This is a genomic window from Streptomyces sp. NPDC127097 (assembly GCF_042724075.1).
In the GTDB taxonomy this organism is placed as follows: Bacteria; Actinomycetota; Actinomycetes; order Streptomycetales; family Streptomycetaceae; genus Streptomyces.
Genome location: NZ_JBHXFI010000002.1, coordinates 284,904 through 297,943 on the forward strand (window position 1 = coordinate 284,904; position 13,040 = coordinate 297,943).

Annotated in this window: 13 protein-coding genes; 10 read left to right on the forward strand and 3 right to left on the reverse strand. The window is 69.0% G+C overall.

Annotated elements, in window-relative coordinates; translation table 11 throughout:
- Window positions 1-7: 7 nt before the first annotated feature.
- A complete protein-coding gene (locus ACFWJW_RS03195; RefSeq protein WP_387234100.1) occupies window positions 8-598 on the forward strand; it encodes a CBS domain-containing protein in 591 nt (196 codons plus the stop codon).
- A 148-nt stretch (window positions 599-746) separates the two neighbouring features.
- On the opposite strand, the gene ACFWJW_RS03200 is transcribed toward ACFWJW_RS03195, so the two are convergent.
- The gene (locus ACFWJW_RS03200) at window positions 747-2,480 is read right to left on the reverse strand and encodes a GAF domain-containing protein (RefSeq protein ID WP_387234103.1); all 1,734 of its coding nucleotides are present in this window, start codon (window positions 2,478-2,480) and stop codon (window positions 747-749) included.
- A 265-nt stretch (window positions 2,481-2,745) separates the two neighbouring features.
- Between ACFWJW_RS03200 and ACFWJW_RS03205 the strand changes: the two genes are divergently transcribed.
- From ACFWJW_RS03205 to ACFWJW_RS03230, 6 genes are all read left to right on the forward strand, one after another.
- Window positions 2,746-3,639 carry a universal stress protein gene (locus ACFWJW_RS03205; RefSeq protein WP_387234106.1) on the forward strand — a complete coding sequence of 298 codons (894 nt, stop codon included), beginning with the start codon at window positions 2,746-2,748 and terminating at the stop codon, window positions 3,637-3,639.
- Between the two features lie 517 nt (window positions 3,640-4,156).
- Window positions 4,157-5,311: a 4Fe-4S dicluster domain-containing protein gene (locus ACFWJW_RS03210; RefSeq protein ID WP_387234109.1), complete on the forward strand. Its 1,155-nt coding sequence runs from the start codon at window positions 4,157-4,159 to the stop codon at window positions 5,309-5,311.
- Window positions 5,308-5,790 (forward strand): cyclic nucleotide-binding domain-containing protein, encoded by a 483-nt coding sequence (locus ACFWJW_RS03215; protein ID WP_387234112.1) that lies wholly within the window; start codon window positions 5,308-5,310, stop codon window positions 5,788-5,790. The genes ACFWJW_RS03210 and ACFWJW_RS03215 overlap by 4 nt, the downstream gene beginning before the upstream one ends.
- A complete protein-coding gene (locus ACFWJW_RS03220; protein WP_387234115.1) occupies window positions 5,787-6,611 on the forward strand; it encodes an FAD/NAD(P)-binding protein in 825 nt (274 codons plus the stop codon). The genes ACFWJW_RS03215 and ACFWJW_RS03220 overlap by 4 nt, the downstream gene beginning before the upstream one ends.
- A 1-nt stretch (window position 6,612) precedes the next feature.
- Entirely contained in the window at window positions 6,613-7,401 is a 789-nt protein-coding gene (locus ACFWJW_RS03225; protein WP_387234117.1) for an oxidoreductase, read from the forward strand.
- Window positions 7,398-8,771, forward strand: a complete 1,374-nt coding sequence (locus tag ACFWJW_RS03230) for a Ni/Fe hydrogenase subunit alpha (RefSeq protein ID WP_387234119.1) — start codon at window positions 7,398-7,400, stop codon at window positions 8,769-8,771. The genes ACFWJW_RS03225 and ACFWJW_RS03230 overlap by 4 nt, the downstream gene beginning before the upstream one ends.
- A gap of 106 nt (window positions 8,772-8,877) precedes the next feature.
- On the opposite strand, the gene ACFWJW_RS03235 is transcribed toward ACFWJW_RS03230, so the two are convergent.
- Both ACFWJW_RS03235 and ACFWJW_RS03240 read right to left on the reverse strand, forming a co-directional pair.
- Window positions 8,878-9,738, reverse strand: a complete 861-nt coding sequence (locus tag ACFWJW_RS03235; protein WP_387234122.1) for a universal stress protein — start codon at window positions 9,736-9,738, stop codon at window positions 8,878-8,880.
- 150 nt (window positions 9,739-9,888) lie between these two features.
- The gene (locus ACFWJW_RS03240; protein ID WP_387234124.1) at window positions 9,889-10,104 is read right to left on the reverse strand and encodes a DUF1918 domain-containing protein; all 216 of its coding nucleotides are present in this window, start codon (window positions 10,102-10,104) and stop codon (window positions 9,889-9,891) included.
- Window positions 10,105-10,695: 591 nt separating this feature from the next.
- Between ACFWJW_RS03240 and ACFWJW_RS03245 the strand changes: the two genes are divergently transcribed.
- The 3 genes from ACFWJW_RS03245 (at window position 10,696) to ACFWJW_RS03255 (ending at window position 12,942) form a co-directional block, all read left to right on the forward strand.
- Entirely contained in the window at window positions 10,696-11,148 is a 453-nt protein-coding gene (locus tag ACFWJW_RS03245) for a universal stress protein (protein ID WP_387234127.1), read from the forward strand.
- A 300-nt stretch (window positions 11,149-11,448) separates the two neighbouring features.
- Window positions 11,449-11,910, forward strand: a complete 462-nt coding sequence (locus ACFWJW_RS03250; protein WP_387234130.1) for a Crp/Fnr family transcriptional regulator — start codon at window positions 11,449-11,451, stop codon at window positions 11,908-11,910.
- 156 nt (window positions 11,911-12,066) lie between these two features.
- The gene (locus tag ACFWJW_RS03255) at window positions 12,067-12,942 is read left to right on the forward strand and encodes a universal stress protein (RefSeq protein ID WP_387234385.1); all 876 of its coding nucleotides are present in this window, start codon (window positions 12,067-12,069) and stop codon (window positions 12,940-12,942) included.
- Window positions 12,943-13,040: the final 98 nt, after the last annotated feature.

Consider the following 13,040-nt stretch of genomic DNA (forward strand, 5'->3'; position numbering starts at 1 on the left):
AAGTGTCATGACCGGGGATGTCGTGCGCGCGTACCGCGGGACATCCACCGAAGAAATGGTGCGGTGGCTGGCGGAGTACGACATCAGCGGTCTGCCCGTGGTGGATGGCGATGACAAAGTGATCGGCGTGGTCTCCGCCACTGACCTGGAGCCGGTGCGGCGTAGGACCGGAAGTGGCGCCAACCCCGATGCCGGCGAGTTGATGTCGGTTCCGGCTCGCACGGTCCGTGCCGATGACTCTGTTGTCCGTGCGGCCCGCCTCATGAGCGCGAGCGGCGTCGAGCGGCTTCCCGTGGTCGATGAGGAGGCACGGCTGGTCGGCATGATCACCCGGCGTGATGTGCTTCAGATCTTCGCCCGTCCGGACTCCGCGATCCGCGACGAAGTCATGGACGAGATCGTGGTGCGGACGTTGTGGCTGAGCCCGCGGAGCGTAGAAGTGTCGGTCCACGACGGCTTGGTGACCGTTGCGGGGAGCTTGGAGAGCAGCGGGCAAGTAGCCGTTGCGATACGGATGATGCGACAGGTCGACGGCGTCACCGCGGTGGTCAATCGCCTCACCTACCGGCGCGAGGCTCCCTACCAAGAGCCGATGTAGCCCGTCGTCGAGAAGACGGTCAAGAATCACATCTCCCGCCTGTTGGCGAAATCGGTTTGTGGAGCGGCGTAGCCGGCTGGCTGTCCTCGCCACCCAGGCCGCGCCGTCTGGATGCGGCCACCGGGACGACTCAGAGCTGAGGGGTGCCCTACGGCGAGCGTCCCCCCGACGGCGGGCGCAGCGGCACTCGCCATACCAGTGTCGTCCCGCCCTCGGGCGGTGCCTCAAGGGTCATCTCACCGCCCAGGCTTTCTGCCCGTTTCGTAAGGTTGCGCAACCCGCTGTGCCGGCCATCGCCCCGCATGCCGACACCGTTGTCCCTCACCGTCAGTCTCAGATTTCCGCCGCGGGCGACCAGCGATACGTTCGCAGTGGTGGCATGTGCATGCCGCGCGATGTTACTCAGCGCCTCGCCGAGTACGGCAGGCACATGCTCGGCGATCTCTGCCGGCACTTCTGTATCGACGAGCCCCTCCATATGAAGTGCCGGCGCGAAGCCCAGTGTGCGGGTTGCCTGCTCCACCACGTTGACTGTCCGGGCCCGCAGGCCGTGGGCGGCCCGGTGCGTGTCGTGCGTGCGGAGCCCGAAGATGGTGGAACGGATGATCTTGATTGTCTCGTCCAGACCATCCACGGCTCGCAACAGCCGTTCGTTGGCTTCCGGGTGATCGACGAATCGCAGCGCACTTTGCAGCGTCATGCCCGTGGCGAAGAGACGTTGGATAGCCAAGTCGTGCAGGTCACGTGCAATGCGTTCGTGGTCCTTGAGCAGGGCCAGCTGCTCGATGCCCTGGCGTTGATCAGCCATTTCCATGGCAAGGGCTGCCTGACCGGCAAAGGTGAGCAGCGGCTTGGTCTCGGGTTCGGTGAACGGGTCACGACCGCGGAGCCGGGCCAGCAACAACACGCCGCGCACCCGCTCGCCGGCGGTCATCGGAACGGCGACCGCGGGTCCGAGCCCGGCCCACCGGGGTGGGCCGGCGGTGATTCTGGGATCGTGCTCGACGTCAAGGCTGATCAACGAGCTTCCGGCAGTGAGTGCGGCGCCGAGGAACGATCCATGGCGGGGGAGGACCAGACCGCGGTGTGCACCGGCATCCACGCCCATGGCGAGTGCCACCCTCAAACGGTCGTCCTCGTCGGGCAGCGCCAGCACACCGAGGTCGGCCGTCAGGATGCGCACAGCGTGGTCCACGATCGTCTTGAGCACATCGGTCTGGCCCGCTCCGGGCAGCAGACCTGCGGCGATCTCGCCGTTGGCCTCCAGCCACCGCTGGCGGTAGCGGGCCTCCTCGTACAGACGCGCATTTTCGATGGCCACACCGGCTGCCACCGCCAGCGTCGACAGCACCGTCTCGTCTTCGGCGTTGAACTGTCTGCCCCCGCGCTTCTCCGTGAGGTAGAGATTTCCGAAGACCTTGTCGCGGACCTTGACAGGTACTCCGAGAAACGAACGCATCGGTGGGTGATTCGGCGGGAATCCGTATGACGAGGGGTGTTCGCCCAGCTCGGCAAGGCGTAGCGGCGAGGGATGGCGGATCAGCTCACCCAGAATCCCGTGTCCCGCTGGAAGACCGCCAATGGATTCGGCCACCTCCTCGGTGATCCCGACTGTCAGGAACTGGGAGATCCGGGATGCGTCGCCGATCACGCCGAGCGCTCCGTATTCGGCGTCCACGAGTGCGACCGCGGCCTCGACGATGCGGCGCAACACTTGTGGCACCTCCAGATCCCTACCCACGGAGAGCACCGCTTCGAGAAGCAGAATGGGCAGCCGGCCCCCGCTTCGTTCCACCGCCCGGAGGTGTTCTTGCAACTCCTCCGGAAGCGCAACGACCTGCGAATCCGCGGCTCCGAGCCGACCAGGAATCTGTTCAACCACCACGCCCTCCGGTGCGGCCGCCCGGCGGGCGCGGTCACACCTTCCACGGTAGTGACCGCAGGCGGATGAGCACTTCGGACGGTGGGCCGTTCGGCCCCTCGTAGCGCCCATCGGCTCATTGGCCGAAAGGCGGGCCGTAGAGCAGTCTCGATGGGAACGGATATGCGTACCGCTGTCGCCGGCGAACGCCGACACGGAAGTACCCAGCCCTCTTAGTGCCCGGTCAGGACGGCTTTCTTTCACCGTCCCCGAAGGAAGGGCAGCCATGGAGCCGGAAATCATCACTGTTGGTCTCGACGGATCAGCAGAAAGTCTGGCAGCTGCACAGTGGGCAGCCGACGAAGCGGACCGGCGGCACTTCGTGCTGCGACTTCTCCACGCCTGGATACTGCTCGCCGCCGAAGCGGCGGACACGCCGCCCGATCGCGATCAGAACGCCGGTGCGCGGCGGATCGTCCGCCAGGCCCTGGAAGTGGTGCGTGAACGCCATCCGCATCTGCAGATCATTGAGGATCTGGTGGGCTCCGAGGCCGAGCCCGCACTGCTGCGCGCAGCGGGCGAGTCGCGAATGACCGTGCTGGGCTCGCGGGCTCTCGGCACGTTGGGCAGCTATGTGTTCGGCGATGTCAGCCTGGGCGTTGTGGGCCGGGCCGACGGGCCGGTCGTTCTCGTCCGCGGGGGCGGACGTGCGCAACCGGACCGTGCTGAGTCCGCGGGCCCCCCGAACGGCCCCGGATCACGGGTCGTCGTCGGCATGAGCCTGAATGGGCCCTGCGAACCTCTCCTCGCATTCGCTTTCGATGCCGCGCTGAGCCGTGGACTTCCGCTACAGGTCGTACACGGGCGCCCGCTCCCTGTGCAGGCATACGCGCCCTGGGGCGTGGACCCGGATGCTGCTACGGAAGCCGCCAAGGACGCGGACGGTGAGCTGCGGGACGTCATCGGTCCGTGGCGTGCCCGCTTCCCCGACGTTCCGGTGGAACTGACCGTGCTGACGGAGAGCGCGACCCGGGCCATTGTCCAGACGGCCCCGGGAGCCGAGCTTCTGGCCGTCGGCCGTCGGCGGCACCGACGGTTCCTCGCGCCGCGCGTCGGCCCGGTCGCGCACGCCGCCATCCACCACGCGACCTGCCCCGTGGCCATGGTTCCCCATGACTGAGTACGGCGCTCAGTAGCCCGTGGGGCGGAGTACCGAGGGATTCGTGTCCACGATGCCACTGTGGGCCGCCTCCGCTGTCGGCAGGAAGAGGGGTGACTTTCCCCTGGGGAGGGGCCGACCGGCCTCATTGAGGAGTCCGAGGTCAGGGCTTCCGGCCGTCAGATCTCCGATCACTGCCCGGTCGGAGCGCCGGATGTCCTCCTCAATGCGTTGGATGAGTGGTCCGACCGCGGCTGCGACCCGCGGTGACAGTCCAGGGCCGAGGCCGATGCCGGCGGCTTCGACGGCGTAGACAAGCAGCCGCCCCGGCAGCCGATCCAGCGCCTGGGCATGGCGCGATGAATTCCCCGGCTCGGCCTGCGAGCTCTGCTGCGCAGGTGTGGCCGGCTGATATCCGGGCCCGTCCGGGTGGTCGCCGGGGGCCGTATGGGCCACGGCAAGGCCCGTCGGCCCATGCCGTGGACCCGTGCGGCCACACACTGACCGGGTTGGCATGATCCATGCCGGAAGGCGGGCGATGACGGGCGACGGAACCACCGCGGTGATCGGCACGGACGGGCTTGACGCGCTGGTCAGGGCGCTGGCCGCGCGTGGCCGCACGGTCATCGGGCCGACCGTGCGGGACGGGGCGGTCGTGCTGGCCGAGATCGCCGGCGGTGAGGAGCTCCCTTACGGCTGGGGCGTCGAGCTGGAGGCCGGGCACTACCGGCTGCGCCCGCGCGAGGACGGCGCGGCGTTCGCGCACAGTGCCGGCCCTCAGTCGTGGAAGACGTTTCTGCACCCACAGAGAGAGCGGGAGTGGACGGCCGACCGCGGTGCCGACGGCGCGCTGACGGTGACCCAGGATGACGCACCCCAGCCCTCGTACGCGTTCCTCGGGGTGCGCCCCTGTGACCTACGGGCCATCGCCGTTCAGGACCGTGTGCTGTCCGGCGGCCGGCACACCGACAGCCGATACCGAGCTCGCCGGGAACGGGCCTTTCTGGTGGCCGTGGAGTGCACCGAGCCGGGAGCCACCTGTTTCTGCACGTCCATGGGCTCTGGGCCCGCCGTCGATGGCGGCTACGACCTGGCGCTGACGGAGGTGGTGGACAGCAGCGGCCACCGGTTCTGGGTACGGGCCGGCAGCGACGAAGGCGAATCCGTGCTCGCCGAGCTTCCGCGCCGGCCCGCCGACGGTACGACCGAGTCCGCGGCCAGGGAGGCGGTCGCGGAGGCGGCAGATCGTATGGGACGCAGCATGCCGCCCGTGGACCTACAGATGCTGATGCGCGACACTTTGCACGCCGAGCGCTGGAACGATGTTGCCTCGCGGTGCTTGACCTGCGGCAACTGCACCATGGTGTGCCCGACATGCTTCTGCACCACCGCTGAGGACGTGACCGACCTGAAGGGGGACCACGCCGAGCGGTGGCGGCGCTGGGAGTCCTGCTTCGACCTGGACTTCTCGCATCTGCCGGGCGGGCCGGTACGGGCGTCCGGGCACAGCCGCTACCGGCAGTGGGCCACGCACAAACTCGGTACCTGGTATGACCAGTTCGGAAGTTCGGGCTGTGTCGGCTGCGGGCGGTGCATCGTGTGGTGCCCGGTCGGCATCGACATCACCGAGGAGGCCCATGCCCTGCACCGGGAGCGCCAGGCCGCCGGCGGACCGGAGGGGGCCGCTCCATGACGGCCGGCGGGCACGGCTTCCTGAGCGCACTGCCCCCCGGCCCTCGCGACCAACTGCTCGGCTTCGCCCACGACGCGTCCTTTCCGGTGGGCCGGCGCATCTTCGACGAGGGCGGAACGGCCGATCGGTTCTGGATCATCCGCTCCGGACGAATCGCCCTCGACGTGCATGAACCGGGCCGTGGCGAGACGGTGGTCGAGACCTTGGGCGAGGGGGAACTGCTGGGCTGGTCCTGGCTCTTCGCTCCCTACCGCTGGCACCTGGGCGCACAGACACGGAGTGCGGTCGAGACGTACGAGTTCGACGCGCAGCAGGTCCGGGCCGAGATCGACGAGGACCCCGTCTTCGGTCTTGCGATCACGCGGTGCGTCGCCGCGGTGGCCATCGGCCGACGGCTGCGTGCCGCCCGTACCCGCCTGCTGGATCTGTACGGCCCGCCCGGCGGCAGGGCCGTGGCGGCCGGCGGGGAAGCACCGTGACGACCGCCCGCCCAGCCCTTGTGCCGCTCCCGTACCGGGTGGTGGGGCGCACGGAGGAGACCCCTGACACCGCCGAAATCGTCCTGGAACCCGTGGCATCGGCACTGCCGCCGTTCGGTCCGGGGCAGTTCGCGATGGTGTACGCCTTCGGCGTCGGCGATATCCCGCTGTCGCTCAGCGCCATCGATGGGCAGCGGCTGACCCACACCGTCCGTGCCGTCGGTGCGGTCTCCCAGGCATTGCATGGCCTACGGCTCGGGGAGAGCGTTGGGGTGCGGGGCCCGCTGGGGGCCGGCTGGGAGCTGCCCACCGACGCCGGGCGTGATCTGCTGATCGTCGCCGGCGGTCTCGGACTCGCGCCGCTGCGGCCCCTGGTGCGCGAAGTGCTCGCCGCGCCGCAGCGATTCGGGCGTCTGAATGTCCTGATCGGTGCCAGAAGCCCCGGCGACCTGGTCTGTGTAAACGACATCGACGCATGGCGGGAGGCCAGAGCCCGTGTCCAGGTCACGGTCGACCGCCCCGACGGCGCATGGCAAGGGGATGTGGGTGTGGTGACCGCCCTCCTCGACCGCGCCGACTTCGACCCGGACAACGCGACCGCCTTCGTCTGTGGGCCCGAGGTGATGATCCGGGCGACCGCCCGTGAACTTGCCCACCGTGGCCTCGACCCGGACCGGATCCGGATCTCCCTGGAACGCACCATGCACTGCGGCACCGGCCACTGCGGCCACTGTCAGCTCGGCCCGCTGCTGCTGTGCCTCGACGGACCGGTGGTCACCTGGAGCCGAAGCGAACCGCTCCTTTCCGTACGGGAGTTGTGACATGGTGGAGATGCCGGAGAGGCGCCCGCAGTTGGCTGTGTGGAAGTTCGCCTCCTGCGACGGCTGCCAGCTCACTCTGCTCGACTGCGAGGACGAACTCCTCGGCATCGCCGAGCAGGCCGAGATCACCCACTTCCTGGAGGCATCCAGTGCGCCCCGACCGGGCCCTTACGACCTGTCGCTGGTCGAGGGCTCGGTCACCACCGAGCAGGACGCCGAACGCATCCGGGACATCCGCGCGGCTTCCCGCCGTCTCGTCACCATCGGCGCCTGCGCCACCGCCGGTGGCGTCCAGGCACTGCGCAATTACGCCGATGTCGCCGAGTTCCAAGCCGCCGTCTATGCCCGCCCGGACTACATCGACACCCTCGCCACCTCCACCCCCATCAGCGCACACGTGCCGGTCGATTTCGAACTGCGCGGCTGCCCCATCGACCGGGGCCAGCTCGTCGAGGTCATCACCGCTTATCTGGCCGGCCGGACGCCCGACGTGCCCGCCCACAGCGTGTGCTTCGAATGCAAGCGGCGCGGCACCGTCTGTGTGACGGTCGCGCACGGCACCCCCTGCCTGGGGCCGGTCACCCACGCCGGCTGCGGCGCGCTGTGCCCCGCGTACAACCGGGGCTGCTACGGCTGCTTCGGCCCGTCGAACTCCACCAACTTCCCCTCTTTCATCCCGCTGTTGCGCCGTGACGGCATGGAGACCCTGGACGTGGTGCGGGTGCTGCGTACGTTCAACACCGCCGCGCCGGAGTTCGAGGCGGCCGTACGAAAGGAATTGCCGGGGTGACCCGAAGCGAATCGAAGGTGCTGCGGGTGGAATCGCTCGCCCGCGTCGAAGGGGAGGGCGCGCTGCACCTGCGCCTTGACGACGGCGAGCTCGCCGCGGCCCAGCTGAAGATCTACGAACCCCCGCGCTTCTTCGAGGCTTTCCTGCGCGGACGCTCCTACACCGAGCCGCCCGACATCACCTCGCGGGTGTGCGGCATCTGCCCGGTGGCCTACCAGATGAGCGCCTGCCGCGCGGTCGAGGACGCCTGCGGCATCGTCGTGGACGGGCAACTGGCAGCGCTGCGCCGACTGCTCTATTGCGGCGAGTGGATCGAAAGCCAGACCTTGCACATCTACCTGCTGCACGCTCCCGATTTCCTCGGCGGCGACAGTGTCATCGACCTCGCGCGCACCCATCGCACCGACGTGGAGCGCGGTCTCGGTCTCAAACAGACCGGCAACGCCATCATGGAACTGCTCGGCGGCCGTGCCATCCATCCGGTCAACGTACGTCTCGGCGGCTTCCACCGCGTACCGAAAAAGCCGGAACTGCGGCACCTCGCGGAAAGGTTGAAGCGTGCCCGGGATGACGCGGAGGCGACCGTGCGCTGGGTGGCTGGCTTCGATTTCCCCGAGGCCGGCATCGACACCGAGTTGCTCGCGCTCGCCGAACCCGGCAGCTACGCCATCGAATCCGGGACCCCCACCGCGATGGCCGCTCCGGGTTCCGCGGGCCTGCCCGCGGACAGCGACCGTGCACTGCCCACCCGCACCTTCCCCCTCCACACGTTCCCCGATCATGTCGTCGAGACCCAGGTGCCGCACTCCACCGCCCTGCACTCCCTGCTCGACGGGCGCCGCCACCTCACCGGATCGCTCGCCCGCTACGCCATCAGCGGCCGCTGGCTGCCGCCCGAGGTACGCCAGATCGCACAGGAGGCCGGATTGGGCGACCCATGCGAGGGGACGGTGTGCCGCAACCCGTTCCGCAGCATCGTCGTCCGTGCCGTCGAGGTGCTGTACGCGGTCGGCGAGGCCCTGCGCCTGATCGACGCCTACGAACCCCCGCCCGGCCCGTACGTCGAGGTCCCTGCACGGCCCGGTATCGGACACGGCGCGACGGAGGCACCCCGTGGCCTCCTCTACCACCGCTACGCCCTCGATCTCCACGGCATCATCACTGAGGCCACCCTCGTCCCGCCGACGGCCCAGAACCAGGGCACGATCGAACAGGATCTGTTCCGCACGGTGCAAGATCGCCTCCGCGCCGGCGACCGTCCCACCGATGACGAACTGACCGCTCTGTGCGAACGAGTGATCCGTAACCACGATCCGTGCATCTCCTGCTCCGCGCACTTCCTCGACCTGACCGTCGAGCGCGAGGCATGACAGGGCCACCAGGCCCCCGAGCCTGCCCCGGGGGCACACGCACCGTGCCCGAGCGGTGCCTTTCCGCACCCGGAGGCCCATCTTCAGGCGTCGTGAGCGTCGAAACTCAGACCCGCGGTACGACCGCGACCGGGCAAAGCGAATGGTGCAGAACGGCGAAGACGACGGGGCCCAGAAGCATCGGTGTGCGTTGCATCCGACGCCCGACGACCAGCAGGCTCGCCTGCGAGCAGGCCCCCAGCAGCACCGCTGCCACTCTGCCCCGTTGCACGTGTCCGATGACGGGAACAGCGGGAAACCGCTCCCTCCACGGCGCCAGGATGTCAGCAAGCTTCTTCTCTTCGCCGACCGCAGGCTCGTCTTCATCCGGTGACGGGCTGAGGGTGGCGGGCGCAAAACCGACGAGTCCAGGGGGCTCCCACGCCCGCACGGCGCGCACACTGGCGTGATGGGCCTCGGCGGCGGCGAACGCAAAATCCAGCACTACCTCCCCCTGCGTCCCGGCCTCCTGGACGCCGACCACAACCTCGGGTCTCCCGTAGGCGGTGCTCTCCTCCTCCCGCACAATGACGACCGGGCAGCGCGCGCGTCCCAGAACGTGCAGGCTGACCGAGCCGAGCAGGAAGCCGGAGATGGCGCCGTGCCCACGCGATCCGAGCACAATCATCGTGGCCCGCCCACTGCGGTCCACCAACGCGTCCACCGCCTGTTCAGAGACCTGTTCGGTAGTGACCGGGATTCCGGGATGCAGTTCGAGCGCCATGGCTTCGGCCGAGCCGAGTACCTCGGCTCCGTAACGCTGCTTGTTCGCGGCCTCCTGGGCGATGGGGAGATTCAGGGGCTGGGAGACCCAGGAATGCAAGAGGTGAAGCGAGAGGCCCCGGGCTGCTGTCTCCTCGGCCCCCCAGCGCACCGCGGGCACGCTGTTGCCCGTTCCATCCAGCCCTACGAGGACACAACCACCCATGACGCACCTCCGCCGCAGTCAGGGCTGCGGGCGCAACCTTCCTCGTTTCCAGCATCGCGGCGGCGCTGACGCATACCCCTGGGCCTATCGGGACCTACCGGGGGATACGGGGCGCTGGGTGCCGCGGACTCGGCCGTTCTCGTCCCGGCGCTACCGGGCGGGGGAGTCCTTGGAACGGGGCTCAAGATGCCGGATGTGCGCATCGGGGCCGGGAAAGATGACCGATACCTCGTCGGTGTCCGACCAGAGTACGTCGTAGGGCGGAGTCCCGTCCTCATGGTGCAGTCCGACGATTTCCCCGTCCCGCCGAATGCCGCCCGTGGTCGGACTCTCGACCACGAGCTGATCGCCGATGTGTGCCTTCACGGCTCTCACTCCCTTGCACATGCGTGTGCCGTGTTTCGACAGTGCCACGGCGTGGCGCACGCGAGTATGAGACGAAGAGCCCGAAGTGGGGAGGCATGATGGCCTGGGCTGAAATCAGGGCCGGTCGGCCCCTTGGCGGAGTCCGGATGGATCTCCTCCGAGGTACCCGCGTGCGCTTTACTGAACGTTTCTCCGCCGTTGAGCCCCCACCACCAGCAGCTCCGTCTGGGACGCGGCCTGCAGCGGGCATCCACGGAGGGCGGCCTCATCGGCGCCCCAGCCCACCGCGCGCAGGGCGTCAGCAGAGCCGTCGATGCCTACGACCAGAGGAAGCTCCATGCGGGACACCGCCTGATGAGGAAGGGCGCCTGTAGGCCCGCCGTCAGCTGCCATTGTGTGGCCGGGGTGAACGGCGCAACAGGGGCTCAATGGCCCAACAGCGACCCGTTCGGCCTCGGACCGTGAGGGCAGGTGTGGTGGCCCTACGTACCCATGCGGGGTGCCCCTGCGGATCGGAAGCTGGTGGGAGAGCACGAGTGTGCACGGCGGTGCCGGGAGGCGCCGGGCGGATGTCGCATCGCGGAGGTAGCCATGAGCAGCCAGCCGAAGGAAAGCGGCCGCATCGTCGTCGGGGTCGACGGATCGCCATCGTCCAAGGAGGCATTGCGCTGGGCAGTACGGCAGGCGGGCCTGACCCACGACAGCGTCCATGCGGTGATCGCGTGGGAGTACCCGCCCCTTTATGGTTCGATCGGCTGGCTCGATGCGCCGCAGTCGCTGGCGAGGGACATGAAGGTGTGGGCGGAACAGACCCTCGACGACGCCATCAAAGAGGTCGTGAAGAAGGGCGACACTGCGAGGGTCGAGCCGACTGTGGCGTACGGAACGGCCGCGACCGTGCTGCTGGAGGCGGCACGCGGCGCCTCACTCCTGGTCGTGGGCAGCCGTGGACTGGGCGGCTTCAGCCGGGCGCTCCTGGGATCGGTCAGCCAGCACTGCACCCAGCACGCCCCCTGCCCGGTTGCCGTCATACGGGGCAAGTGAGATCGGGCGGGTGAAACCCGGCTGCCGCCGGCCTCTTGGTCACGCCCGCCAGCCGGCGAGAAACGTCTGGCGTGCGTCGGTGACCTGGGAAGACCTGGCGACACGCGTGCCGCACCGATTCCTTCGCGCGGCTTCCGGGGTGGTGGCCGCCCCGGTGAATGACCCCACCGTGGGGCCCATCGGCCCACCGCACCGCGACGAACAGCCCTTGCGCCGTATCTCGGCCGCGTGCGCACTCTGTTGGTGACCGGCAAGGCAAGGCATGTCGGCACATCGTCGGCCTGGAACCGGGAGAGCGTCATGACCACCGCACCATTGCTCCATGTGCTGCCGCCGGAGGGACGCGCACGACTGATGCAATTCGCTCACGAGGTGACCTTCCCGGCAGGCACGCGGATCTTCGAAGAAGGCAAACCCGCCGACCGCTTCTGGATCGTCCGCACAGGTTCGGTCAATCTCGATATTCAGGTGGCAGGCCGACGACCGACGGTCGTCGACTCGCTGGGGCATGGCGATCTGCTGGGATGGTCATGGCTCCTGCCGCCGTACGCCTGGCGGATGGGTGCGGAGGCATTCACCCCCGTGCGGGCATATGAGTTCGACGCGACGGCGGTACGTGCTTTGTGCGAAGCGGACCCGGTCCTCAACCTGGCTGTGACCCGCCGCGTCCTCGACGTCGTCGCCCGCCGCCTTCAGGCCACGCGGCATCGTCTGCTCGACCTCTATGGCCCTGGGGCGAGCACCATGCCGGCCCCGCCGTGAAACGGCGCGTAACTGCGGGAGCGAGGGTGCGCCCCGCCGCCTCATCAGAGCCGAGCGGCCCGCCCTTCGTCTCCGTCCGGCCCTGCTGCCTGGCGGCCGACCGTGCGACGGTGGCGGAAAGGGCAGTTCGCCGAGGTGAGAGAGGCGGTGGGGACGATGGTGGGCCCCCTGGTAGTGGGTGTGGACGGATCGGACGCCAGTTTCCGTGCGCTCGACTGGGCGGCGGACGAGGCCATGCTCCACGAACTGCCACTGCGCTTGGTCTACGCCTCCCGGTGGGAGCGATACGAGGGCACGGAACTCGCGCTGGGCATCGACCGTCCTGCCGAACGGGTTCTTGCCGACAACATCGTCGGTGGCGCGGCCGAACGCGCGACGTTGCGTCACGCGGACCTCGACGTCTCCACGCAGGTTCTGGCTGACGACCCGGAGGCCGTGCTGCTGCGGGAGGGGCTCGACGCATCCGCTGTGGTGGTGGGCTCGTATGGGCGAGGCGCATTCACTGGCCTGTTGCTGGGGTCCGTGGGGCTGGCCGTAGCGGCCCGGGCCCAGTGTCCGGTGATCGTCGTGCGCGGAGACAAGGCGGGACTGGAAGGGACGCACGAGCGCATCCTTCTTGGTGTCGGTGATGCGGCCAAAGGCTCGGAAGCCGTCCGGTTCGCCTTCCGGGAGGCCGAGGCTCGCGGCTGCGCCCTCGAAGCCGTGCGCGCCTGGCGCAGCCCCGCACACGAGAGCACCGACCATCCGCTGCTCGCCGGAGAGCCGGAGCGTTACCACGAAGACCGGGCAGCGGCCCTGCTGGACGAGGGGCTCGCGGAGGAAGTCGGGGAGCACCCGGCGGTGCGGGTACACCGTGCCACGGTCGAGGGGCCGGCCCACAGGGTAATGGTGCACCGCTCCGCCGCCGCGGACCTGCTCGTGATCGGAGCACAACGCAGACACAGCCAGTTCGGCCTCCAGCTGGGCCGGGTGGCTCATGCCGCTTTGCATCACGCCGCGTGCCCGGTCGCGGTCGTGCCTCAACCGGCGTGAGGGCTCAGTACCGGAACGCCCCGGTCGGCGCGATCTCTGGGACCGGGGCTTCTCTGCTCTTCCGGCAGACCGAGTCGCGGCGCGACGCGGCGCCGGGA

Bases quoted from the DNA above. Each gene is read 5' to 3' on its own strand.
- ACFWJW_RS03195 (WP_387234100.1), top strand. From the start codon at position 8: ATGACCGGGGATGTCGTGCGCGCGTACCGCGGGACATCCACCGAAGAA.
- ACFWJW_RS03205 (WP_387234106.1), top strand. From the start codon at position 2,746: ATGGAGCCGGAAATCATCACTGTTGGTCTCGACGGATCAGCAGAAAGT.
- ACFWJW_RS03210 (WP_387234109.1), top strand. From the start codon at position 4,157: ATGACGGGCGACGGAACCACCGCGGTGATCGGCACGGACGGGCTTGAC.
- ACFWJW_RS03215 (WP_387234112.1), top strand. From the start codon at position 5,308: ATGACGGCCGGCGGGCACGGCTTCCTGAGCGCACTGCCCCCCGGCCCT.
- ACFWJW_RS03225 (WP_387234117.1), top strand. From the start codon at position 6,613: ATGGTGGAGATGCCGGAGAGGCGCCCGCAGTTGGCTGTGTGGAAGTTC.
- ACFWJW_RS03235 (WP_387234122.1), bottom strand. From the start codon at position 9,738: ATGGGTGGTTGTGTCCTCGTAGGGCTGGATGGAACGGGCAACAGCGTG.
- ACFWJW_RS03245 (WP_387234127.1), top strand. From the start codon at position 10,696: ATGAGCAGCCAGCCGAAGGAAAGCGGCCGCATCGTCGTCGGGGTCGAC.
- ACFWJW_RS03250 (WP_387234130.1), top strand. From the start codon at position 11,449: ATGACCACCGCACCATTGCTCCATGTGCTGCCGCCGGAGGGACGCGCA.
- ACFWJW_RS03255 (WP_387234385.1), top strand. From the start codon at position 12,067: ATGGTGGGCCCCCTGGTAGTGGGTGTGGACGGATCGGACGCCAGTTTC.